The sequence below is a fragment of the Chryseobacterium sp. Marseille-Q8038 genome, from assembly GCF_965111995.1.
Genome location: NZ_CBCOPN010000002.1, coordinates 368,576 through 391,201, shown reverse-complemented (window position 1 = coordinate 391,201; position 22,626 = coordinate 368,576). Strand labels below are relative to the sequence as shown.

The window sequence follows — 22,626 nt, the reverse complement described above, 5'->3', positions numbered from 1 at the left end:
TAATCGTTTAAAACCTACTTTGTACTTGCACTATAAATAGATTGTTGTTGTATTGTGAGGTGTTTTCCACCTGATATTTGTAGCGGTCAAACTGTACTCCCAGCTGAATTCTTGCTCCGTAATTTTTCAGGAATTCTAATCCGAACATTGGGGTAATGGTTTGTCTTGGGTTAGAAGCCATTCTGAAATTGGTGTCAAGATATTCGTAGCGGCAGGATAATTCGAAAGCACTGAGATTTTTGTGGTTGATTTCATATCTCAGGTTCGGCAGGAAGTAGGCTCCACGGATAAGATACTGATCAGGATTGTCAGGACGTAATTCCGGAGCAATGGAGTTGTACAGAACGTGGTTGGTTGCCTGTTTGGCTTCCAGCTGCATATCAAGGCTCCATTTTGGATCAAATTGGATCAGTGAACTTAGATCTATACCCAGAGCATACACTTTTTTGCTGAAAACTTCTCCGGTTCCTCCATTCAGACCTACATTGAAATGATATTTTTTTGATAATCCGAAAACAAGACGGGTAGAGTACTGCTTTCCGTTGTCATTATCATTGATCTGATTCTTTCCATTTCCGTTCACCACGGAAACTGCATATTGGAAAGGAATTTCTCCCAGTTGAAGTTGTCCAGTAGCAGACATCCCGATCTGGAAACTTGTCCAGCCCAGTTTCCCAAATTCCGTATATTGATTGGACCAGTCTAGAGATTTAATAATATCAATAGGATAAGTCTCTTCAATACCGAACCAAGGTCTGAACTGTCCTACAGTAATGGCTAATTTAGGATTGAAAGTGTACTTCAGATAAGCGTTTTCAAGAACTCTGCTTTTGGGGTCATTTTTAAAATCGGCAAGGTTGGCCAAAACAACAACTTCCGTTCGTTTACTGATCTGTGCCCGAACCTGAACCCTCATGTATTTGAGCATGAAATTATTATCAGTTCCGGAGCCATCGGTATGATGAAGCCCGTTTACATCAACATCTTTAGACATTCCTACCAGATAACGTGCCTGAAAAAGGCCTTTGATCTGCAGCTGTGGATATTTTACATTGTCTTCTTCCTGTGGAGGAGGTGTGGTCTTCAGAGAATCCTGATTTTGTGCATGGGCTGATAAGGCACAGGCCAGCATGCACAGGATCAGGCTTTTCTTTTTAATCGAAAAAAAGGCCATATCTATTTTTGTTTTTTTATTGTGAACTCTATTTTACCACAACTGCTTATCCAACCCGTTTTAGTATCTCATAAAATCATAATGGGGCATACTTAGGGCATTGTTTACTAAGCGCAAGCATTTTTTGTGGCGAAATATCTATTTTAATCCTAAGAATGTGAAGGGTGCAGATTCTTTAAAACTTGCATTGGATTTACCGTTGTAGGTGTTATTATTACTGAGATCCAGTTTCATCACTTTTCCTTTAGAGCTTAAATCAAAATCTTTAAGATCTACCCAGAATGTGTTGGGAGTGAAAACGGTTTCAAAATAATATACCAGGTTTTTCTGATCCGAAACAGAACGCCATCTTGTGGATGAAATATTGGGTTCGGTAGCGGAAGAGATTCCATAAGGTACAGAACAGTTTCTGATGACACTGAAAACACTGGCTACTGCTGTGCGGGTATCGGCAGTCTGCGGAATTGCATTGATGTAGTATGAAGCTCTCACAAAGCGGTCTGCAGCGCGGTTGGTTCCGGGAAGCATAACTGTTCCGGGAATCCCTTTCCAGTAATTGTTAAGAGCGAGCTGTTCCTCAAAAATAGGAGAGTTGGTCATAACGGTATAAGAAGGATCATGGTGGATCACCAGTTTTCCGTTAATATATTCGAATACGGCACTGTCTCCTGAAGCATCGGAAATGGAAAGGTGAACGGTTGTAAATCTCTCTGTTCCCGGAATATAATCGCTTACAATCACAAACGGTTCTTTTTGTGAATACTCTACAGCTTCTTTTACGGTGGCGAAATTATCAAGATAATATTGTGCCCATAATGAGATGGCAATTCCCTTTTTACTTCCTTTTCCATCGAATTTTGGGTATTGGGATTCTCCCAGCCAAAGCAGATTAGCAACCAATCCTTTTTCGTTCATTCCGTCTGATGATGCAATATCCCATGACGTACTGACGAGGCTTCCGTATTTGGCAGTCCATTTTACCGATTTAGAACCTACCTGCCCGTTACGGTCTATACCTTTTGGCAAAACCCATAAATTGGCCGGGATTTCATCACGCCAGTCCATAGAACGGGCTGTAATAATGGTGTTCTGCGGTCCTTTGTAAACTACCCTTGTACATGCTTCTGATGGATTCCATAATCCTACAGAGAGGATCAGAGAAAATAAAATTAATGGGAACTTTTTCATAATAGTATTATTTGAATTTAAATTTTATATTGAATTTATTGTGAATAATTCAATTAATTTTGATCATATTCATTATTTGGTGATATAAATTTAGCAAAAATTGTTTAAATAAAACAATTATTAAAGTTAATAATCTGTAATCCATGTTATGAATCATGATTAAAGAGTGCATAACCTGATTATTGGATTTTTTTTCGTATATTTTAATGATATGGCATAAAAAAGGGGTGAAAATGAAGAATATTTAAATGCATTTTTACTACATTTTTTATCTGTTATCTCCCATGAATGCGTCGTAGAGTGTACTTTGAAATTATATACCACAAAAGTAAACACTGTTCAAAAAAACGCTATATTTGATTAATAGACTGAAGAGATATATGAATTTTGTAGAATGTCATGAAGAACCTATCCATATTCCGGGTTCTATACAAAGTTTTGGCTATTTGATTGGCATTGATGCGGAATCCCACACCATCACTTTTTTTAGCAGGAATATCTCGGATATATTTACCATCGAAAACCCGGAAAAGCTTTTCGAAAAGAAGATTACAGACTTTCCCGAAAGCTTTCAGAGTATTATCAATTCAGAAATATATACTTCTCTGGAAAGGTTTACCAGACGTAAAAACGAAACCTATTTCGACAAAATTTTTATCAACGAAAAAGAGTATCACTTTTCTGTTTTCAGGAGTGAATCTTCCATTTTTCTTGAATTCGAAGAAGTCCTGATCAATCCTGACAAGAGGATTTCCAATAAGTATGACAATTTTTACATCATTGATAACGAAAAAGAACTCTGGAATCATCTTCTGGAAACGCTGTCAAAGGTGGTAAACTATGACCGGATGATGGTCTATAAATTCATGATGGACGGTTCCGGAAAGGTAATTGCCGAAAGGAAAAATGAAAATATGGAAAGTTTTCTGGGGCTTCATTATCCGGAGTCTGACATTCCGAAACAGGCACGGGATCTTTATCTGAAAAAAAGAAAAAGAATTTTCAGTAATGTATATGCTGATAATGTTCCTATTTTAAGCAAAAGTGCGGAAAGTATTGATCTTACTTTTTCAGCTTCCAGAGGGATGTCGCCTGTTCATGGGCAGTATCTTAAAAATTCGGGAGCGGCTTCAAGCTTCAGTGTTTCTATTATTATTGATGATCATCTTTGGGGGCTGGTTACCTGCCAGAATGTAGAACCCAAGCATATTGACCTTGAGGATAGAGTACAGGCCGGAATTTTTACCACGCTGGCTGCGAATGCCTATTCATCTTTTAAATCTAAAAGTGAGCTGAACTACCGTTTGGAACTGAATGAGAAAATGTCTAAGATGAAAACGGAATTTCTAAAGCACCATAACCTGTTTGATTCTCTTATCGAATGCAAAAAAGAGATCAGAAACTTACCTGAAGCAGACGGACTTGCCATTGTTTCCGATGAGAATATTGTGACAGACGGAAATACTCCAGGGTTGGAAAGTATAAATACCATTGCACAATGGGCACTTGAAAATACCAGTGATCTGATTTATGTGAGCCGAAACTTCCTTAAAGACCATGGTAAAGAGCTGGATCTGTCTGAAAATGCAGCAGGAATTGTTATTTACTTTATTGAAAGAGATAAAAATGAAATGCTGATCTGGTTTCGGAAAGAGTTTGATGAACACATCAACTGGGCTGGAAATCCGGAGAAAAGAATAAGTGTGTTTTCTCAGAACGGCGAAGAAAGACAGATGATATCACCAAGAACTTCCTTCCGTATTTTTACTGAAAATATCAAAGGGTATTCTAAAAGATGGAATTCCAGAAATGTGAGTGCTGTACAGGCTGTAAGGGACCTCATTTTAGAAACTTCTCATAAAAATTATAATGCAATCAAAAGGCTTAATGATGAGCTTAAAAAAGTAAATGAAGAGCTTGACAGTTTTTCTTATACCATCTCCCATGATCTGGGAACTCCTTTGACTGTAATGAAGCTGAATGCTCAAATGCTTTTGGGAAATCTTAGAGATGATTCTGGAAAAAGTAAGACCAAGATTAATTCGATTATAGAGGAAATCGACAATATGGCGGAAATGATGCATGATGTACTGCAGCTTAGCCGTGCCAAGCATAGCGAAATTCAGCTTGAAAGTCTTAAAACGGCTCATACAATTGAGAAAATTTCCGAAAATGCCAAGATGACCTATGGCAGTCCGAACAGTGAAATTATCATTAAGGAATGCCCGGATGTCATGGCTGATAAAACCATGCTTCATCAGGTATTTTTGAATATCATCAATAATGCAGTGAAGTATTCGTCCCACAAAGATCTTCCGCAAGTGGAAATTGAAGGAACTGAAGACGGCCAGACTATTATTTACAGGATTTCTGATAATGGTATTGGTATTCCTGAAGAGGAGAAACATAAGATGTTTAAAATCTTCAACAGAATGGATAATGCCAAGAAGTTTAAAGGAAACGGGGTAGGGCTGTCTATTGTACACCGCATTATGAAAAGATTGGGAGGAAATGTGGATTTTGAAAGCAACAGTGAGGGAACTTCCTTTATTTTAACGTTCAAAAAGCCTTATATTTGAGAAACTTTTAAAACGTTATGTATGGTATCAGAATATCTTAAACAGAATACAGCAGATTATCACGATGCAGCAGAAAAACTTTTTAATTCTGAAAAGATTTTTAACAAAACTTTCACTTTAGAGGATTATAAAAAGATTATCCACACCAATTACCTGATGCTTCTTCACAGTGAAGATAAAATATTCAACAGCCTTTCCGGTAAGTATGCAGAGAAACTTCAGCTTGATGCTAGAAAAAAACTCTCCCTTATTGAAAAAGACCTGAAAAGCCTTTCTCTGGAAAATCAGGAAGTATCTCATCCTCTGGATTTCAATAACGAACATGAAGCACTTGGAGCCATGTATGTGATTGAAGGTTCTACCCTTGGTGGAAATGTAATTGCAAAACAGCTTTCTAAAACGGAAGGATTTGATGAGGTTACCTTCAACTTTTTCGGATGTTATCAGGAAAATACAGGGCCTATGTGGAAGAATTTTAAAGAAGTTCTGGATACAGAGGTAGCCGAAGAAAACTACAATGAAGTGCTTTCCGGCGCGAAAAAATTATATACGTTTTTACTGAACGTCAACTAATTTATTTTAATTCTAATTAAATTCCTGAAAAATTGCTCAATTTTTCAGGAATTGTTAAATTTGGGGAGTTTCAAATTTAAACTTAACTAACAAAAAATAATTTTTAAAAAGTAACAATATGAAAGTAACTGTAGTAGGTGCAGGCGCTGTAGGAGCAAGCTGTGCAGAATACATCGCAATGAAGAACTTCTGTTCAGAAGTAGTTTTGGTAGACATTAAAGAAGGGTTTGCTGAAGGAAAAGCAATGGACTTGATGCAGACAGCATCTCTTAACGGATTTGATACAAAAATTACGGGTACAACAGGAGATTACAGCAAAACTGCAGGTTCTCATGTAGCAGTAATCACTTCAGGGATTCCAAGAAAACCTGGAATGACAAGAGAAGAATTGATCGGTATCAACGCTGGTATCGTGAAAGAAGTTACTGAAAACTTAGTAAAACATTCTCCGGAAGTAATCATCATCGTGGTTTCTAACCCAATGGATACTATGGCTTACCTTGTTCACAAAACTTCAGGTCTTCCTAAGCACAAAATCATCGGAATGGGTGGTGCATTAGACTCTGCAAGATTCAAATACAGATTGGCTGAAGCATTGGAAGCTCCAATTTCTGATGTTGACGGTATGGTAATCGCTGCTCACAGTGATACAGGTATGCTTCCATTATTGAGCAAAGCGACAAGAAATGGGGTTCCTGTAACTGAGTTCTTGAGTGATGAGCAACAAAAATATGTAATCGAAGAAACTAAAGTAGGAGGAGCTACTCTTACTAAATTATTAGGAACTTCAGCTTGGTATGCTCCAGGTGCAGCAGTTTCTGTAATGGTTCAGGCCATTGCATGTGACCAGAAGAAAATGATCCCTTGTTCTTTAATGCTTGAAGGAGAATACGGACAAAATGATATCTGCCTTGGTGTTCCAGCTATCATCGGAGCAAACGGAGTAGAATCAATTGTAAACGTAACTTTGACTGCTGAAGAGCAATTGAAATTCGCTGAAGCTGCTAACGCAGTTAGAGAAGTGAATGGAGATCTTAAATTTTAATAATAGCCCGCTTTTAAGCAGGAATTAAAATAGATAAACCCCGGCTGTTTCATTTGAAACAGCCGGGGTTGTTTTTAAACTCTTGAATATTGAGAAAAGTTTTTGGCGCGGCCGGAGGCCGCGCCAAAAACTTAATATTTGTAAAATAGTCAATACAATATTACTTTGTAGTATTCACAAACTGACTGACAGCATTCACAAACTCTTTATTTTTTTCATAATACAAAAGGTGGCCACCATCAATGGATACTACTTTCTGATTGGGAAAACGGAAGGTTTTATAATGCTGGGTACCGACAGCTTTATCCTTTTTTCCGGTGATGATCAATACATGAACAGGGATACTTTTTGTAATGGAAGCGTAATCGGCATAATATTCCGGGAAGTCTTTAGGTTTTGAGATAACAGCCATTCCGAAGTCGATGATTCGGGGATGGAGAGAATCAATCTTATCGGATTCTTTTATGGTTTCAATATCTTCAGTCAGAAATTTATATCCGATTCTTTTTTTCCTTAATGCACTGCTTATTTTTGAAAGTTCTGAGGTAAGACTGTCTTTAGGAACGGCTTTGTTTTTTGCCTGTAGAAGACTGTTTCCGTATTCAATCTGTTCTTTGACTGATTCATCATTCAGGAAGTGGAGCGTGACATTGGCAAGGATAAGCCCTTTGGTATGCTGGGGATATTTTTTTGCATAACTGACCGCAATGATTCCCCCAAAGGAATGAGCGAGGAGAAATATTTTTTTCAATTGGAGATGCTGTCTCAGTTCTTCTATATCCTGAATCATTTTATCGAGATGATAGTTTTCCGAAGTACCGGATGCCCCGGAACCCCGTTGATCCATATAAATCATCTGCATGTTTTTTTCCAGATGGTTTCCGCCCATCAGTTCAAACGATGGATAGCCCTGTCCGGGACCGCCGGGAATATAAATGCAGGCTTCTCCTTTTCCGGAGACCTTGTACTTGATCTTTACATGATCTGAAGTTTCATAAAAACCTTCGGAGTGATGATTCTGAGCTGAAATGACAGTCAGGGAAACGAAAAAAAAGAGTAAGAGAGCAATTGTTTTCATATCCTTATAACAATTATAAAGGACTGTTTATTACGCTGAATATTATTTAATTACTGAAATAGTAATACCCCTGTAATTATAATGAATACTATAGCCACAGAACCTACAGTAATATCTTTTTTTTCTTCTTTTTCAAAATCTTTTTGAGATGCTTCCTGTTGTTTTTTATAGTTGAGTTTGAAAATGAAAATTAGCCTTATTAAATTACCAATTAATCCTAAAAAATTGACATCCATATTTATTTTTATGCTTTATTATATTGGGTGGAAGGGATCAGATGTGTGGTGTGAAAACAAGAACAGCAGCTTTATCTCATCACTTGTGATATTGTTTTATGTCTCAATGTTCTGCAATCTTTTCAAACAGTCTTGGATAATTTGTAACTAATCCTTTTTCATCCACTGAAATTTCTGCTTTAAAATCGTTTTCAATATTTTCATACAGGTATTTATTAGCCGCTGTTCGGGTGTATTGTTGCTGAACAGGTCTGATATTATGGTTTAAAACATCAATATAAATAACATCAATCTTCTTAGAGCTGCTTTCTGAAAGCTTTAAGTTGTTGACCGGTAAAGTATTGGTGAATGGCGTAAGTGAGATATCTATGAATGTGAAATTATTGAATTCAGGATGTACAGCATTATTGATTTCCCATTGATCCCGGATTCTTTTTCCTGTAAGTGTTCTTTTACTGTTATTGATTTCAGATTCGATTAAAAAACTCTGAACAATCCAGTTTTTATCAATGATAATGCTATAGTTTACAGCGTAGATTTTATCTTCATAAGATCCGATAATTTTTGATGTTACGCTATAATTTTTATCATCAGATTGCAAATTAAAATATTCAAGAGACTTGAAAAGAATTCCTTTCCAGATCAGTGTTTTCATATATTTTTTTGGATGTAATTCGTTAACGGGTAATTCTTCGTTTCCGGATTCTGCTTAATGTTTCTCTTGCTACCCCAAGAAATGAAGCCAGCTGAGTGAGTGAGACACGTTGCAGCATTTCGGGATGTCGGGTTTCGAGATATTCCAGTCTTTGTTTTGCTGTATAAAGTTTGAACAGATTTGAAAATTCTTCTTGTCTGGAAGCAAATTCCCGGATACAATGGCGGCCTAGTGTTTCAATTTCAGGTGCATTTTTAGCTGCTTCAAATAATTTTGTTTTATCAAAAATAATAGCATGCAGATCTTCACAAGCGATGATATTAAATTCAGACTTTTGGCCACTTCCAAAACTGCTGATATTAGTTGCTACTTCATTTTCAAAGAAAAATCCGGTGTTTTTTATGATTCCTTCTATTTCATAATAGCTCTTACAAAATCCTTTATCAATATAAAATAAAGCGTTGCAGATTTCACCTTCCTGTAACATCAGTTCATTTTTCCTGTAATTCCTTTCCGAAAGAGCGGGCTGAAGTGTTTTCCAGCTTTCGTCAGAAAATGGGGTGAGAGATCTGATATATTTCAGAAGATTTTCCATGATATTGGAGTTTCTGTTTTTGCGAAATTAATGAAATTGCCGGAGAATGTAAGCGTGTTTTGCCTTTGAAAAGGTCATAAAAAAGAGCGGTAAAACCGCCCTCAACAAAATTTTATCTAACAAAAATATTTTACATATAAACGCATCCGCATCCTGTTTCCCATTCCTGGCAAAGGCGCATAGGTTCGTTACATCCGGGATTGCTGCCGCCGCCACCGGAAACCCTGTAACAGGTACCGTCACTACAATAGTAAGAGCCTATAGTAGGCGGACAATTTCCATCCATATCACATAATGCATAGGGAGTGTCACCTCCACTGATCAGTACAAGCTGATTCCTTTTAAGTCTTTTAAGGTTTTTCATAGTAATAAGATTTTAATTTGTTGATTACTAATGTATAAAATTTTTAACACACTAACAAGTGTTTTAACGTATTGGAATTAAAAGAGGGTAAGATTTTGAGATTTATTCTAGATCTAAAGTCATGAAAAGTGCGATTTCCTCTGCATTTTCATAGAGCCTTGTATTCAGTCCGGTAATAGTGAATCCCATTCTTCTGTAAAACTGTATCGCAGGATAGTTGGTATTTTGTGTTTCAAGTTCAATAACTCTGCAGTTTAATCTTCTGGCTTCTTTGATCGCACTTTTAATAAGGCTGATTCCGATTCCCTGCCGTCTGTGCTTTTCATCGATCAGAATGTTTTCAATATAAAAGCTGTTGTTCCATGTCCTGTGTTCACCAATAATCCAGCCTGCAAGTTTTTCGTCAACAAAAGCACCGAAAGAATTTTCCTTTTCAATAATTGTATTGAGTTCTTCCAGTTCTTCCAAAGTTGTTTCCCAGGTTTTGGTATAAGGCAAAGACTTTTCTTTTAAAATGAACTCAAAAGAACCTCCGGATTCTATAGATGAAACGATGTATCTTATTTCTGTTGTATAGCCGTTATGTCCCCATTCTAAACTTGGATTAGAGGATAATTTTTGTAATTTCTTTATTTCCACATCAAATTTTTTTAGACTTATTGAATTTCAGTACAGATTTCTACCAGATAATGATCAGGATCTTGGATATAGGCTGTTTTTTGTCCCCATGGTTTTACCGTGATATCTTCATAAAGAACAGCTCCGTTTTTTATGGCCTTTTCTACCAGGGCTTCTACATGGTCTGTGGTAAATCCCAGTTCTATTCCGAAAGGCTTATCCTGAGTTTTTGAGCTTAAAAATCCTTTTCTAATATTGGAATTCGCAAGACTGAGAGAAGCAAATGACAGCGTTGTTTCTCCTGTCAATAGCTCACCATAATCTTTTTCAGGGGTGATGAACTTTATTTCAGAACCAAAGGTGTTTTTATAAAAATTCATAGACTGCTCTACATCTTCCACATAGAGAATGACATATTTGAATTTGATCATAGGATTGAATTTAAATGGTTTTATTTTTTGTTTAAAATATATTCTTCATCTGCTATCAACATTACATGAGACCCTTGTAAAGGATATTCTTTAAAGCTTCCGAAATGACCGAAATGGAGAGGGTATTTCCGGGTAATTTGGCGAACTTTACTTCCAAAAGAATTCATATCAACCTTTTGGATATTCTCTTTTTTCTGCCTGCCATTGCTGAAAAATAGCATCAGATTGCAATGAGCATTAAAATCAGAATCATGATAATAGAATACATGGAGATTTTCCTCCCGGCAAATCTGTACTAAATCATTAATAAGATTTTGTTTATGCTCTAAAGGTAGATTACAGTCAATTCTGGCCGTATAATTTTCAGCATTACTTTTTTTAAAATCTGAACCCACCATCTGAATGAACCGGTGTTCTATACTTTTGAACTCTTCTTTTTCAGGAGGATAGCTTTTACTGGATTGAAGGGTGAAAGGAAGGCTTGGATCTAATAGTATTGCATTTTCACGGATCAGTAACTTTTCAATCTCTACGGCAAACTGAAAGTGAAAATCAAAAAGCATATGGTCTCCGATATTGAGGATCAACTGATTCCCATCGGTATTGACATGTAGATAGGTTTTGTTAAAGTCTGATTTCAGTTCTTCCAGTTTCATCATAAAATCATCTGTATTTTTAACCTGAACTCTTGCTGCCAGCTCAGCCGGATTATCGGCATGGCCGCCATACCCCGGATAGAATTTGAAAAACTTAAAGTCATATAAATGATCCGGAAATTTGAAATACCAGTATATGCCTAAAATCATAGAAGATTGATTGATAATTGTACAATAATCAAATTTAAATAAAATTTCATACTCCAAAACTTTCAAAACCCTTAAATTTGTCATCAATAAAAATTTACTTGGATGCTTAGGAACATTTCAATTGCGGCAGCTACTTTATTGTCCGTAGTTACAATCAATGCACAGAAGAACAAAAATACTCAACTGGAAAGACCCAAATTAGTTGTAGGTCTGGTAGTAGACCAGATGCGTTGGGACTATTTATACCGTTTTTATGGTAAATATGGAAATGACGGTTTCAAAAGACTTTTGAATACAGGATATTCTTTGAATAATGTACATATTCCTTATGTTCCTACCATTACGGCTTTGGGACATACATGTATCTATACAGGATCTGTACCGGCTATCCACGGAATTGCAGGAAACGACTGGACGGATAAGGAAACAGGAAAAGGAGTGTACTGTACTGCGGATGAAAGCGTTCAGCCCGTGGGAACCACCAATGTAAAAACAGGAAGCCATTCTCCAAAAAACCTTTGGTCTACTACGGTGACTGACGAATTAAGGCTGGCCACCAACTTCCAGGGAAAAGTAGTAGGAGTTTCTTTAAAGGACCGTGCTTCTATTCTTCCTGCCGGACATACGCCAAACGGAGCTTTCTGGTTTGATGACAGTACAGGAAACTTTATTACCAGTACCTGGTATATGAATGATCTTCCTCAATGGGTAAAATCATTCAACTCTCAGAACCTTCCTGAAAAATTAGTAGCCAACGGTTGGAATACTTTACTTCCAATCAATGAATATACGGAAAGTGCACCGGACAATTCGCCTTGGGAAGGCCTGTTGGGAAGTGCAAAAACACCTACTTTCCCTTACAGTAATTTAGCAAAAGACTACCAAACTAAAAAAGATAATATCCGCTATACACCTTTCGGAAATACGTTGACGTTAAAGTTAGCCGAAGCTTCTGTTGAAGGTGAAAAACTAGGCGGAGATGCGGTTACGGACTTTTTAGCCATCAACCTTGCCTCTACAGATTATGCAGGACATAAATTCGGGCCTAATTCTATTGAGGTAGAAGATGTGTATATCAGATTAGATCAGGATTTAGCAGAATTCTTCAAATATCTGGATTCAAAAGTAGGAAAAGGAGAATATACGGTTTTCCTATCTGCTGACCACGGTGGAGCACATTCTGTAGGATTTCTTAAAGAACATAAAATCACTACAGGTTTCTTCGGGGAAGATGTTGAAAAGAATCTGAACCAAAAACTGAAAGATAAATTCGGAGCAGATAAATTGGTCAATGCCATTGATAACTACCAGGTTTATTTCGACAGAAAAGTATTGGCAGATAGCAAGCTTGAATTGGATGACGTAAGAAACTTTGCTGTAAAAGAAATTGAGAAAGATCCTACTGTTTTATATGCTGTTTCTGTAGATAGAGTTCAGGAAGCGAGTATTCCGGAGCCAATTAAACAGAGAATTATCAATGGGATCAACAGACAGAGAAGCGGGGATATCCAGTTAATTTCTCACGATTCTATGCTTCCTCCATATTCTAAAACAGGAACTACACACAGTGTATGGAATTCTTATGACTCACATATTCCATTGATCTTTATGGGATGGGGAGTGAAACAAGGAGAAAGCAATAAAGAATATCACATGACAGATATTGCTCCTACTGTATCTTCTCTATTGAAAATTCAGTTCCCAAGTGGAAATGTAGGAAACCCGATCACTGAGGTTATTGGTAGATAAATCGAAAATTACAGATCATAAAAAAACATTCCTATCCGGAATGTTTTTTTATTTTTCAGAGCTTATGACGTTCTTATCATTTGCTGTATCTCTTTCTGAAACTTTTTATTCTGTTTTCTGATTTTTATAATAAAGTATAAAAGGATAACGATAAAAATGGATCCCAGCAGAACAGATACAATTTTAATGTAGCGATAATAAGATTTCAGATTTTTACTTTTCAAAGCAGTTTCCTTATTGTGATTGTCAATCACCTGATTAATGGACTTCAGTTCATTTTGCTTTCTTTTGAAACGCATTTCCAGGTATTTTTTATTATACTGCTGATAGAGTTTTTGCTGTCCCATAGCAAGATAATTATCGGCCAATTCTTTGTAAAGTCCTTCATTCAGAATAATATCTCCGGTATTTTTGCAAAGGCTTTCCGCTTTTAGTAAAAGGCTTATGGCAGATTGATTTTCATGTTTTTGTTTATGGATTTCAGCAATTCCTTTCAGGGCAAAAGCTTCCAGACTTTTAGCATAATTCTTTCGGGCGTAGGCGATAGATTGTAAAAAAGCTTCCTGTGCTTTATCAATTTGATTGAGATTAAGATAGCAATGCCCAATATTGTAATACACCACACTCATATTGGAATAAGTAATTTTCTTTACGGGAACCTTTTCATAATTTTGTATAGAAATCAGAAATTTTTCCAATGCAATTTCTGAATTGGACTGGCTTTTATAAATCATTCCTCTTATGGCGTAGCTTGCAGCCGTCTCACTATATCTTTCTGGATTTTTGGCCGGGATTTTTGCAATATACTGGTCAGCTTCATTCAATGTTTCAAGACTTTTGCTGAAAAGTTCCATTTGCTGATACTGTATAGCCACTGAGATCAGTACCCCTGACTGGCTTTTGGGATCATTGGTTTTCTGGGAAAGTTCCTTTGCTTTTAAAATATACTTTAACGATTCTTCAAAGTTCCTTTTAGCGATATTGGCTGTGGAAAGAATCATATAAAGATTAATAGAGGTCTTTACGTCATGAGATTTCTTTAATAATTGTTCCCCAATTTTAATGGTGTTATCAGGGTTGTCATAAATTTCAAGTTTAGCTTTTTTCATTAAGACACTGTCTGGTGTCTTTTGTGCTTTCGTAAAAGTATAAAAAGCGATCAGAAGCAGTGATAGTATTTTTAAAAATAGTTTCATACGGCTTTAGTTTTACTGATTTCCTGAATATAGGAATTGGGAGACATTCCGGTGACGGATTTGAAAACGGTTGTGAAGGCACTGTGGGATGAAAATCCTGAATACTCCGCAAGGTAGCTCACTTTATAGTTAAGAAAAGCAGTATCACTTCTTAATAACTGTACAATGTGATTGATCCTTAGTTTGTTAATATATCCGTTGAAGTTTTTTTCTTTATTATTGATGACTTCGGATAAGTACTTTGTATTGATTTCCATTTGTGAAGAAAGCATCGAAAGTGACATATTTTTATTCAGATAGCGGTCAGATTTTTCAAATTCTTCAAGCTTTTGGAGGATTTCATCTTCTTTTTCCCTGGATATTTTGGTAGATCCGGAATCTTTTGCTGCTGCAGGAGTTTTGCTTATTAAATTAGGTTGAGGTTTCTGGCTGATCTGTTTTTCAAAGAAATCAAATTGTTTTTTTAAATCTTTATTTTTGCTTGTAATGAGTAAAAAATAGGTAAAAAGGGCCATAACAATCAAAGATAAAATGATAATCAAAAACAGGGAAGACCTGAGTGATGTCTGTTTTTGAAATTCAATGTTTTTATTCTGGTTGGTCTCAACGAGTTTCACAAGATACCGTATTCCTTCTTTCGAACTTACATCTGTTTTTGTTTTTAAGTCAGTATAAAGTTTATTGTATTGATGGTATTTTGCATCATTATGAATAGCGTAGTAATTACGGGACAGTGATTCGTAAATTTTAATTTTTAAATTGTTGAAAGGAAGGTTTTCAATCAATGCAAGCCCGGTTTCCAGCTTTTCAATAGCTGTTGTATAATCCTGTTTCAGGAAATAATACTGGGATAAGTTCTCATAAGCCAGCCCTAGCAGAAAAGGTTTGTTTTTCTGATGTTCAAGATCTAAAATGACACTTTCTATAAGGAATTTATATTCAGGGAGTTTATTTTGCTTCAGTAGGTATGAAGACCGGAAAATCCTGTTTTCGATTTTTAAGATTTTCTTCTCTTCATTATGACCACTGAGGTATTGATTGCTTTTATCAAGGTTTTTCAATGCTGTTGGATAATCCCTGTTGATTCCGGAGTTCAAAGCCTGAAGCTGATACAGTTTTGCGGTAGTGACTTTTAAAGTGGGATCATTACTTTTAAGGAGTTTCTGATCAGATAAAAGATGAGAAATAATTCTTTTTGACTGGTTGTACAACCCCAGATTCTGATACTGATCCGCAAGATTATAATCACTGAAGACCTGCATGTCATAGGAAAGATCATTTGCCTGATTATTATCCTCTTTTTGAGCAAAAATATTCACAGACTGTACATAATCGCCCTTCATGGCAAAAGCTTGTGAAATAATATTTTGCAGCACAATTTTGTGTTCTGTATTCTGATCACTGACCAGAATTCCCTGGGTATAACTGATGCATTCGTCAGAATTTTGATAGAGCTTGAGAAATGCCTTATCGGCTAAAATAGTAAAGTCCGGACCGGACTGTCCATTGATACAATAAGAGCTGTAAATAAAAATAAACAGGAATATTTTTCTGCTGTTTTGAAATAATTTTTGTTCTGGTAATTTGTTTTTTGTGTTTTTTTGAATAATTCTGGTAAAATCCATATTCAAAATGTTGTTTTGTATCTGTTTGTTTATGAGTGTTTTAAAAATTAAATTCTTTTGAAATTCACGAATTATGAAAGCCTATTTCTTTGGATAGGCTAAATATTGTATTAATATTGTTTCCACCAATTCGAAACGCTAAATATAATAAAATATGAAAAATTTTTACAGAATGTCAATGAAAATATTGACGGCTTGTATTTTCCTTAAATTTTGTTTTGCAGGGGCACAGCTAACTGTAATAAGTTTAGGAAATTATAATGTAGGTGCAGTTTCTGATAATGGAATAGTAAGTATGCATACCAGCGCAGGAGGAATTTATAAATGGAATGCAGCAGGAGGACTTGTACAGATAGGTTCTATTTCAAACGGATATCCGGCTGCAGGAAGGACTATTGTTTCGAATGACGGAACGAAAATATCATCTTCCATTACCAATACTGCAACAGGATTTAATGAAATATCAACGTATGATGTTGCTGCTGCCACTTGGGTAAACCGGGGCGGACTTGTTCCTACCGGATGGGACGGAAGTGTAAGTTCTACCTGGGGAATGACTACCAACGGAAATACAATTGTAGGGCTGGGGTTTCTTACTGCCGCGAATGCCCACGCTGTGAAATGGGATGAAGTGAACGGAATGGTAGATCTTGGAAGTATTGTTTCCGGACGCAGTTCAAGAGCAAATGCAATTAATGCTACAGGAACAGTAATTGTAGGATGGCAGGATGAATCAAACGGTACGAGAAGCGGTGCAAAATGGCAGGATGGAGTAGAAAGTTTTATTACTGATAATAACGGAAATAATGTAGGGGAAGCAGGAGGGATTTCTGCAGACGGAAATACCATCATAGGATCGGCAAATCCTAATCCCTATGTTTGGAATACTGTAAGCGGGCTCACGTATATTACCCATCCTAATGCTTCTTTCAGTTTCAAAGGAGGTGCAACAGGAATTTCTGCTGATGGGAAAAAAGTTATCGGATATTACAGAGCATTTGGTGCTCCTCCCATGTCGGGAGAAGGTTTTATCTGGACTTCTGCTACCGGAAGGATTAATCTGAATGATTATGCAGCATCTTTAGGAATTGCAACGAATGGAGTAACCATGGGACTTCCTCTGGCTATTTCTCAGGACGGAAAGAAAATTGCCGGTTCAGGAACAAATGCTTCAGGTCAGATGATTGCTTTTTATCTGGATACTTCTGAATTTTTATCCGTCAATGATGCTGTAAAAGAAAAAAACAGCATAGGTATTTATCCTAATCCAGTTGCTGATATTCTATATTTTAAAGGAACAGGAAAAATAGAGAACGCAGAAATTTATAATATGGTTGGACAAAGGGTGAAATCATTCAATGCTGTAGAAGGACAGATTGATGTTTCATCCTTGTCAAAAGGAGATTATATTTTACAATACTCTGTGAAAGGAGGTAAAAAAGAGACTTATAAGCTGATTAAAAAATAACATATATAAATAGTAAAGTAGTGGGATGAATGGCTGTTTTCAATATTGAAAGCAGCTGTTCTTTTTTTGTTTCAGCTCATAAGAAGACCGGCTTTTTAAGCATACGTATGGTTTTGGGCGGATACATATAAAAAAACTATCTTTGCAAAAATTTTGGTTTCCAGTATTTTGGAATGAAAAGGGAATCGGGTGTAACTCCCGGACTGTCCCCGCAACTGTAAATCGCAACAAAAGTTTCTGCAAAAAACCACTGTATAAAAACGGGAAGGAGCAGAATGCGAAAGTCAGGAGACCTGCCGGAATTATAATTAAAAAAACATATTGCTTTCGGAGGAAAAGTAAAAAAGTATGGATATAAAAAGATCTTTAGTACTGCTTTTTTCATCGTATGGTTGCTTTCTTTTTGGACAAGAGAAAACCATCGATACTATTTATGTTTTCGACAACCAGATGAACAGGGTTAAACTTTTTCATCCTGTAAAAATAATTTCGGCGGAAGATGCCGAGAAAAACTCCAGTAATCTTTCGGAACTTCTGAGATTTCAGTCGCAGGTTTTTATTAAAGAAAATGGTCGTGGTGCTGTTTCTTCGCCTTCATTCAGAGGAACTACCGCTCAGCAGACAGCATTTGTCTGGAATGGGATTAATATCAATTCCAGTTTTCTGGGCCAGGGAGATATCAATAATATTGCTTTGTTTGGCTATGATCAGATCGGTATAAAAGCCGGTGGCGGAAGTGTGGTGTATGGAAGTGGTGCTATCGGAGGAAGTATTCACCTGAATAATACCCTTGATTTTAACAAAGGTTTTCATGGTTCTTTATTTTCAGAAGTTGCTTCTTTTAATACCTATAACAATTTTGTAAAAGGTTCTTACAGTAATGATAGGTTCAGTTTTAAAGCTTCCGGAAATTATTCTGTAAGTGAAAATGATTATCAGGTAAGCGATCTGAACTATATTAACCGAAACGGAAATTATTACAATACTACGTTCAATGCAGGAGCTTCCTACAAGATAACAAACGACCATAAAATTTCATGGCAGAGCCAGTTTTTTGATTCTTCACAGCATTATCCTGTGTATGAAGAAACAGGAACAAAGACAAAATATAAGACTCAAAGTGTAAGAAGTCTTCTTTCGTGGGACTGGAACAAAACAAATTTCAGCAACTCCTTTAAAGCAGCCTATACGGAAGAAAACTTTCAGTATTTCGGTTCACTAAATCAGCCTAAATCCAGTGGCGGAACCGGGAAAAATTATATCTTCAAAAATGATTTCAATTATTTCCTGAATTCAAAATGGAATTTTAATCTTATCGGAGAATTTCAGATCAATAAAGGAGAAGGGTACGCGAGTGGAATATCTGATGTAAGCAGAAATATCGGCTCAATTTCAGGATTGTTGAGGTATTTTGCTACGAAGGACTTGCGTTTTGAAGGTGGATTTAAAAAAGATTTTGTGGAAGATGTGAAGTCTCCGTTTATGTATTCATTCTCCGGAAAATGGAATGCCTTGAAATGGTATGATGTGAGTCTTAACGTATCAAAGAATTTCAGATATCCGTCATTTAATGATATTTATTATGAACCGGGAGGAAATAAAGATCTGAGACCCGAAACTTCTACTCAGTTTGATATGACAAATGAGTTCAAAATGGGAGATTTCAAACTTACTTTGTCTCCTTATTATATGAATGTGACGGATCTTATCGTATGGCTTCCCACTGCTTTGGGCTACTGGCAGGCATCCAATATCAATAAATTTGAATCTTACGGGCTGGAATCCCAGTTGTCTTTCAGTAAACAGTTTGGGAATCATAAATTCAGAGCGAATGCAGGATATTATTATGCAAAATCTATTGATAAAGAAACGAAGATGCAGAGACCTTACGTTCCTATGCACAGAGGGACGGCGAATATAGATTATGAATATGGTTTCTTTAAATTTTTCGCACAGGGACTGCTGAATGGTATTACCTACACGACAAGTGATGAAAAAAGATCAGATGCCATAGATCCTTATTTTCTTTTAAATATGGGTGTTTCTGCAACCTTAGCCAAAAAATATACTTTAGGGTTTAAAGTGAATAATCTAACCAATACATATTATAAAACCGTAGCTTTTTATCCTTTACCGAAAAGAAACTATAGTGTGTATGCAGCAATAAATTTTTAACAAATAAAATTGAATAAATTATGAAAATAACTAAACTTTTAACTGTACTCTTTGCAGTGGTATTATTGTTTAATATCTCTTCATGTACAAATGGTTCTGACGAAATTGAAATCTCCCCGATCACTTATCAGAACGGATATTTTATCTCTAATGAAGGGAACTTTAACAGCCAGGGAGCTAAAGTAACATTCCTGACAAGAGATTTAAGCCTGAAGCAGGATGATGTGTACGGTTATAACAATAAAGAAATCCTTGGTGATGTTCTTCAGACGATTGGTCTTAGCGGAAATAAGGCTTATCTTGTGATCAATAACTCAAACAAAATTGTTGTTGTAGACCGTTATACGTTCAAGAAGTTAGCAGTAATTACTGATCAGCTAGATAACCCAAGAGGAATTACTTTTGCGAATGACTTTATCTACGTTTCCAATACCAATTTCACAGCCAATACGAAAAGTGTAACGAAATATAAAGCTTCTGACTATTCATTTGTAAGTAAAATCAGTATGACTGACGTTTCTGATAAAACAGTAGAAGCAGGAGGAAATGTTTTTGTACAAAATGCTTCATCAGGATTTGGAAATAAGATTACTTATATCAATACTTCCAATGACAATAAAACTGAAATTACTGTTCCGAATGGTCAGATTGGAAATACGGTGTCTTACAAATCTAATGTTTACACAATTTCTTCAACAGCTACAGATTCTTACATCTATAAGATTTCAAGTACAGGAACTCTTACACCAGTAATTACACTGACAGGAATTCCTAGTGCAACCAACCTTCAGATTGATAACGATAAATTATACTTCAGCTCTTCGAATAAAGTGTATACAACAAGTTTAGCGACTCCTGTAATTCCTACAACTCCATTGTTAACAGCTGCAGATGGAGGTCCTTATTTTACGCTTTATGGATTTAATGTAATTGATGGAAGAATTTTTGCATCAGATGTTAAACAGTTTACTCAGGACAGTGAAATGGTAGTGTATTCAGCAACTACGGGTAGCAAACTGGGATCTCTTAAAACAGGAGGTCTGGGTGCTAACGGAACTTACCTGAATCCATAATACCTTACAGTATATAAAAATATAATTTTTTATTTTTTCATCATTTGTGTTTTTTTCCGGCCGGTTTCTTCGAAACCGGTCGGCTTTGTTTTCATCAGTGAGCATAAAAAATCCGGCGGAATGGAACATTCCGCCGGATTTTTTATGCTTTTTATAAATTTACTTTATAATGTTAATCCCAGTTTCCCAGCCTCAGCAATAACAAACTTTGTGGCTTCTTCTTTTTCATTAGGAATTTCACCCTCCAGGATGGCTTCTTTGACTTTCTCTTTTAAGATACCAATTTCACGGCCTGGCTTAAGGTTAAACATTTCCATAATCTCTTCACCGGTAATAGGCGGCTGGAAATTTCTTACCTGATCCTTTTCTTCCACTTCTTTGATCTTTACCGCTACATATTCAAAGTTTCTTTTGAATTTTTCCTGTTTTTTGGAATTTTTCGTGGTAATATCTGCTTTGCAAAGGGTAAAAAGATCTTCAAGATTTTCACCTGCATCAAATAAAAGTCTTCTCAATGCAGAATCTGAAGCGTCATCAGTAATCAGTGCAATAGGTCTTGATGAAAGTTTCACCATTTTCTGAACATATTTCATATCGCTTCCCAATGGTAATTTCAATCTCTGGAAAAGTGTTTTTACCATTTTTGAGCCCAAAAATTCATGTCCGTGAAAGGTCCATCCCGTTCCTTCTACAAACTTTTTTGTTGGAGCTTTTCCAATATCATGGAGCAGAGCAGACCAACGAAGCCACAGATTGTCCGTATTCACAGAAATATTATCCACCACTTCCAGCGTGTGATAAAAGTTATCCTTGTGGGTTTGTCCTTCCACTTCTTCCACGCCTTTTAGTTCAATCAGTTCAGGAATAATCAGTTTCATAAGACCTGTTTGTTCCATCAGTCTCAGTCCGATAGACGGTTTTTCAGAAAGCATGATTTTGTTGAACTCTACCATGATCCTTTCCATAGAAACAATCTTGATTCTTTCCGCTTCCTGTTGGATCGCTTGCAGAGAGTTCTCCTCGATTTTAAAATTTAAAGTTGAAGCAAAACGTACTGCTCTCATCATTCTCAATGGATCATCAGAATAAGTCTGAGCCGGTTCTAAAGGAGTTCTTAAGATTTCTTTTTCAAGATCTTCCACCCCGTTAAACGGATCGATCAGTTCTCCAAAGTTCTCTTTATTTAAAGAAATAGCCATCGCATTGATGGTAAAATCTCTTCTTTTCTGGTCATCTTCCAGACTTCCGCCTTCCACCTCAGGTTTACGGCTGTTTTCTGTATAGCTTTCTTTTCTGGCTCCCACGAATTCAAGCTCAAGTTCTTTATACTTAATCATCGCTGTTCCATATGTTTTGAATACGGAAACTTTTAATTTAGGATCTATATCCTGAGCTACATTTTGGGCAAGTTCAATACCACTTTGCTCTGTTACAAAGTCGATATCTGTAGAAGCTTTTCTGTTCATCAGAAGGTCACGCACATAACCGCCCACAATGTATACGGACTGGTTATTCCTTTCTGCTGCTTCAGAAATGATTTTAAATAGTTTTAAATTCTTATTTTGATTAAGATTAATTTTCATCGTTAATAATAGTGACAATTTCTACGTATGCTACCATTAATCATAATGAGCATACATTTTACTAATTTTTCCGTCTTCATTAAAAAACATGACTTCAACAGCATGCTTATCCATAATCGACTTATAAAATAATGCTACTGAATCTACTCCCGCAGTGGAATGTATCAGATCAAAACGGAGATCAGGAAATTTTTCCAATGCCTTTTTCCAGTATTCACGGACGGCTTCTTTTCCTTTTAAAGAACTTTCCTTACCATCGGTAGCCATTGCAATCATGGGAGTGGTAATCTCAATATCATCCGAATAATGGGAGAGAATATCCTCTAAATCATGAGAGTTCCAAGTATTAACCCACATTTGAGCAAATTCCTGATGATTCATAGCAAATAATTTATGAGTTGAGTTTGCAAAGATA

General features: G+C 36.3%; 21 protein-coding genes and 1 riboswitch. Of the genes, 7 read left to right on the top strand and 14 right to left on the bottom strand.

Features of this window, described 5'->3' with window-relative positions; all coding sequences use genetic code 11:
* Positions 1-7: 7 nt before the first annotated feature.
* Together ACWPWS_RS15690 and ACWPWS_RS15685 are read right to left on the bottom strand one after the other, a co-directional pair.
* Positions 8-1,174, bottom strand: coding sequence for a porin (locus ACWPWS_RS15690; RefSeq protein WP_209787977.1), 1,167 nt, complete (start codon positions 1,172-1,174; stop codon positions 8-10).
* A 138-nt stretch (positions 1,175-1,312) separates the two neighbouring features.
* On the bottom strand, positions 1,313-2,362 hold the full coding sequence (locus ACWPWS_RS15685) for a linear amide C-N hydrolase (RefSeq protein WP_454047152.1): 1,050 nt from the start codon (positions 2,360-2,362) through the stop codon (positions 1,313-1,315).
* A 380-nt stretch (positions 2,363-2,742) separates the two neighbouring features.
* Here ACWPWS_RS15685 and ACWPWS_RS15680 point away from each other — a divergent pair, with 380 nt between their 5' ends.
* The 3 genes from ACWPWS_RS15680 to ACWPWS_RS15670 all read left to right on the top strand — a co-directional run bounded on the left by ACWPWS_RS15680 (position 2,743) and on the right by ACWPWS_RS15670 (position 6,559).
* A complete protein-coding gene (locus tag ACWPWS_RS15680; protein WP_454047151.1) occupies positions 2,743-4,941 on the top strand; it encodes an ATP-binding protein in 2,199 nt (732 codons plus the stop codon).
* Positions 4,942-4,962: 21 nt separating this feature from the next.
* Positions 4,963-5,514 (top strand): biliverdin-producing heme oxygenase, encoded by a 552-nt coding sequence (locus ACWPWS_RS15675; protein ID WP_454047150.1) that lies wholly within the window; start codon positions 4,963-4,965, stop codon positions 5,512-5,514.
* 118 nt (positions 5,515-5,632) lie between these two features.
* Positions 5,633-6,559 (top strand): malate dehydrogenase, encoded by a 927-nt coding sequence (locus ACWPWS_RS15670; protein WP_034699354.1) that lies wholly within the window; start codon positions 5,633-5,635, stop codon positions 6,557-6,559.
* A 160-nt stretch (positions 6,560-6,719) separates the two neighbouring features.
* Here the strand turns inward: ACWPWS_RS15670 and ACWPWS_RS15665 are convergent, their stop codons facing one another.
* From ACWPWS_RS15665 to ACWPWS_RS15630, 8 genes are all read right to left on the bottom strand, one after another.
* The gene (locus ACWPWS_RS15665) at positions 6,720-7,637 is read right to left on the bottom strand and encodes an alpha/beta fold hydrolase (protein WP_454047149.1); all 918 of its coding nucleotides are present in this window, start codon (positions 7,635-7,637) and stop codon (positions 6,720-6,722) included.
* Between the two features lie 50 nt (positions 7,638-7,687).
* The gene (locus ACWPWS_RS15660) at positions 7,688-7,873 is read right to left on the bottom strand and encodes a hypothetical protein (protein WP_454047148.1); all 186 of its coding nucleotides are present in this window, start codon (positions 7,871-7,873) and stop codon (positions 7,688-7,690) included.
* 103 nt (positions 7,874-7,976) lie between these two features.
* Entirely contained in the window at positions 7,977-8,528 is a 552-nt protein-coding gene (locus ACWPWS_RS15655; protein WP_454047147.1) for a putative glycolipid-binding domain-containing protein, read from the bottom strand.
* Between the two features lie 22 nt (positions 8,529-8,550).
* On the bottom strand, positions 8,551-9,123 hold the full coding sequence (locus ACWPWS_RS15650; protein ID WP_454047146.1) for a Crp/Fnr family transcriptional regulator: 573 nt from the start codon (positions 9,121-9,123) through the stop codon (positions 8,551-8,553).
* A 130-nt stretch (positions 9,124-9,253) separates the two neighbouring features.
* Positions 9,254-9,487 (bottom strand): hypothetical protein, encoded by a 234-nt coding sequence (locus ACWPWS_RS15645; RefSeq protein ID WP_309512645.1) that lies wholly within the window; start codon positions 9,485-9,487, stop codon positions 9,254-9,256.
* Between the two features lie 102 nt (positions 9,488-9,589).
* Positions 9,590-10,126 carry a GNAT family N-acetyltransferase gene (locus ACWPWS_RS15640; protein WP_454047145.1) on the bottom strand — a complete coding sequence of 179 codons (537 nt, stop codon included), beginning with the start codon at positions 10,124-10,126 and terminating at the stop codon, positions 9,590-9,592.
* Positions 10,127-10,143: 17 nt separating this feature from the next.
* Positions 10,144-10,536 (bottom strand): VOC family protein, encoded by a 393-nt coding sequence (locus ACWPWS_RS15635; protein WP_209788017.1) that lies wholly within the window; start codon positions 10,534-10,536, stop codon positions 10,144-10,146.
* A 20-nt stretch (positions 10,537-10,556) separates the two neighbouring features.
* Positions 10,557-11,342 carry a hypothetical protein gene (locus ACWPWS_RS15630; RefSeq protein ID WP_454047144.1) on the bottom strand — a complete coding sequence of 262 codons (786 nt, stop codon included), beginning with the start codon at positions 11,340-11,342 and terminating at the stop codon, positions 10,557-10,559.
* A gap of 102 nt (positions 11,343-11,444) precedes the next feature.
* Between ACWPWS_RS15630 and pafA the strand changes: the two genes are divergently transcribed.
* Positions 11,445-13,091, top strand: a complete 1,647-nt coding sequence (gene pafA / locus ACWPWS_RS15625) for an alkaline phosphatase PafA (RefSeq protein ID WP_454047143.1) — start codon at positions 11,445-11,447, stop codon at positions 13,089-13,091.
* Between the two features lie 62 nt (positions 13,092-13,153).
* Here the strand turns inward: pafA and ACWPWS_RS15620 are convergent, their stop codons facing one another.
* Positions 13,154-14,287: a hypothetical protein gene (locus ACWPWS_RS15620; protein ID WP_454047142.1), complete on the bottom strand. Its 1,134-nt coding sequence runs from the start codon at positions 14,285-14,287 to the stop codon at positions 13,154-13,156.
* Positions 14,284-15,912: a helix-turn-helix domain-containing protein gene (locus ACWPWS_RS15615; protein WP_454047141.1), complete on the bottom strand. Its 1,629-nt coding sequence runs from the start codon at positions 15,910-15,912 to the stop codon at positions 14,284-14,286. The genes ACWPWS_RS15620 and ACWPWS_RS15615 overlap by 4 nt, the downstream gene beginning before the upstream one ends.
* Positions 15,913-16,066: 154 nt before the next feature.
* On the opposite strand from ACWPWS_RS15615, the gene ACWPWS_RS15610 reads away from it, so the two are divergent.
* The 3 genes from ACWPWS_RS15610 to ACWPWS_RS15600 all read left to right on the top strand — a co-directional run bounded on the left by ACWPWS_RS15610 (position 16,067) and on the right by ACWPWS_RS15600 (position 20,628).
* On the top strand, positions 16,067-17,380 hold the full coding sequence (locus ACWPWS_RS15610; protein ID WP_454047140.1) for a T9SS type A sorting domain-containing protein: 1,314 nt from the start codon (positions 16,067-16,069) through the stop codon (positions 17,378-17,380).
* A 137-nt stretch (positions 17,381-17,517) separates the two neighbouring features.
* Positions 17,518-17,695: riboswitch (cobalamin riboswitch) on the top strand.
* Positions 17,696-17,728: 33 nt separating this feature from the next.
* Positions 17,729-19,555: a TonB-dependent receptor plug domain-containing protein gene (locus ACWPWS_RS15605; protein ID WP_454047139.1), complete on the top strand. Its 1,827-nt coding sequence runs from the start codon at positions 17,729-17,731 to the stop codon at positions 19,553-19,555.
* A gap of 20 nt (positions 19,556-19,575) precedes the next feature.
* Positions 19,576-20,628: a DUF5074 domain-containing protein gene (locus ACWPWS_RS15600; RefSeq protein WP_454047138.1), complete on the top strand. Its 1,053-nt coding sequence runs from the start codon at positions 19,576-19,578 to the stop codon at positions 20,626-20,628.
* A gap of 164 nt (positions 20,629-20,792) precedes the next feature.
* Here the strand turns inward: ACWPWS_RS15600 and ACWPWS_RS15595 are convergent, their stop codons facing one another.
* Together ACWPWS_RS15595 and ACWPWS_RS15590 are read right to left on the bottom strand one after the other, a co-directional pair.
* A complete protein-coding gene (locus ACWPWS_RS15595; RefSeq protein ID WP_209788039.1) occupies positions 20,793-22,211 on the bottom strand; it encodes a CCA tRNA nucleotidyltransferase in 1,419 nt (472 codons plus the stop codon).
* Positions 22,212-22,247: 36 nt separating this feature from the next.
* Complete coding sequence (locus ACWPWS_RS15590) at positions 22,248-22,592, bottom strand: nuclear transport factor 2 family protein (protein WP_454047137.1); 345 nt, start codon at positions 22,590-22,592, stop codon at positions 22,248-22,250.
* Between the last annotated feature and the right edge of the window lie 34 nt (positions 22,593-22,626).

What these genes read in the sequence shown, in the direction of transcription:
- ACWPWS_RS15665 (WP_454047149.1), bottom strand. Translation starts at nt 7,637, where the DNA reads ATGAAAACAATTGCTCTCTTACTCTTTTTTTTCGTTTCCCTGACTGTC.
- ACWPWS_RS15690 (WP_209787977.1), bottom strand. Translation starts at nt 1,174, where the DNA reads ATGGCCTTTTTTTCGATTAAAAAGAAAAGCCTGATCCTGTGCATGCTG.
- ACWPWS_RS15620 (WP_454047142.1), bottom strand. Translation starts at nt 14,287, where the DNA reads ATGAAACTATTTTTAAAAATACTATCACTGCTTCTGATCGCTTTTTAT.
- ACWPWS_RS15685 (WP_454047152.1), bottom strand. Translation starts at nt 2,362, where the DNA reads ATGAAAAAGTTCCCATTAATTTTATTTTCTCTGATCCTCTCTGTAGGA.
- ACWPWS_RS15605 (WP_454047139.1), top strand. Translation starts at nt 17,729, where the DNA reads ATGGATATAAAAAGATCTTTAGTACTGCTTTTTTCATCGTATGGTTGC.
- ACWPWS_RS15615 (WP_454047141.1), bottom strand. Translation starts at nt 15,912, where the DNA reads ATGGATTTTACCAGAATTATTCAAAAAAACACAAAAAACAAATTACCA.
- ACWPWS_RS15670 (WP_034699354.1), top strand. Translation starts at nt 5,633, where the DNA reads ATGAAAGTAACTGTAGTAGGTGCAGGCGCTGTAGGAGCAAGCTGTGCA.
- ACWPWS_RS15590 (WP_454047137.1), bottom strand. Translation starts at nt 22,592, where the DNA reads ATGAATCATCAGGAATTTGCTCAAATGTGGGTTAATACTTGGAACTCT.
- ACWPWS_RS15600 (WP_454047138.1), top strand. Translation starts at nt 19,576, where the DNA reads ATGAAAATAACTAAACTTTTAACTGTACTCTTTGCAGTGGTATTATTG.
- ACWPWS_RS15645 (WP_309512645.1), bottom strand. Translation starts at nt 9,487, where the DNA reads ATGAAAAACCTTAAAAGACTTAAAAGGAATCAGCTTGTACTGATCAGT.
- ACWPWS_RS15680 (WP_454047151.1), top strand. Translation starts at nt 2,743, where the DNA reads ATGAATTTTGTAGAATGTCATGAAGAACCTATCCATATTCCGGGTTCT.
- ACWPWS_RS15610 (WP_454047140.1), top strand. Translation starts at nt 16,067, where the DNA reads ATGAAAAATTTTTACAGAATGTCAATGAAAATATTGACGGCTTGTATT.
- ACWPWS_RS15675 (WP_454047150.1), top strand. Translation starts at nt 4,963, where the DNA reads ATGGTATCAGAATATCTTAAACAGAATACAGCAGATTATCACGATGCA.
- ACWPWS_RS15595 (WP_209788039.1), bottom strand. Translation starts at nt 22,211, where the DNA reads ATGAAAATTAATCTTAATCAAAATAAGAATTTAAAACTATTTAAAATC.
- pafA (WP_454047143.1), top strand. Translation starts at nt 11,445, where the DNA reads ATGCTTAGGAACATTTCAATTGCGGCAGCTACTTTATTGTCCGTAGTT.
- ACWPWS_RS15655 (WP_454047147.1), bottom strand. Translation starts at nt 8,528, where the DNA reads ATGAAAACACTGATCTGGAAAGGAATTCTTTTCAAGTCTCTTGAATAT.
- ACWPWS_RS15635 (WP_209788017.1), bottom strand. Translation starts at nt 10,536, where the DNA reads ATGATCAAATTCAAATATGTCATTCTCTATGTGGAAGATGTAGAGCAG.
- ACWPWS_RS15630 (WP_454047144.1), bottom strand. Translation starts at nt 11,342, where the DNA reads ATGATTTTAGGCATATACTGGTATTTCAAATTTCCGGATCATTTATAT.
- ACWPWS_RS15650 (WP_454047146.1), bottom strand. Translation starts at nt 9,123, where the DNA reads ATGGAAAATCTTCTGAAATATATCAGATCTCTCACCCCATTTTCTGAC.
- ACWPWS_RS15660 (WP_454047148.1), bottom strand. Translation starts at nt 7,873, where the DNA reads ATGGATGTCAATTTTTTAGGATTAATTGGTAATTTAATAAGGCTAATT.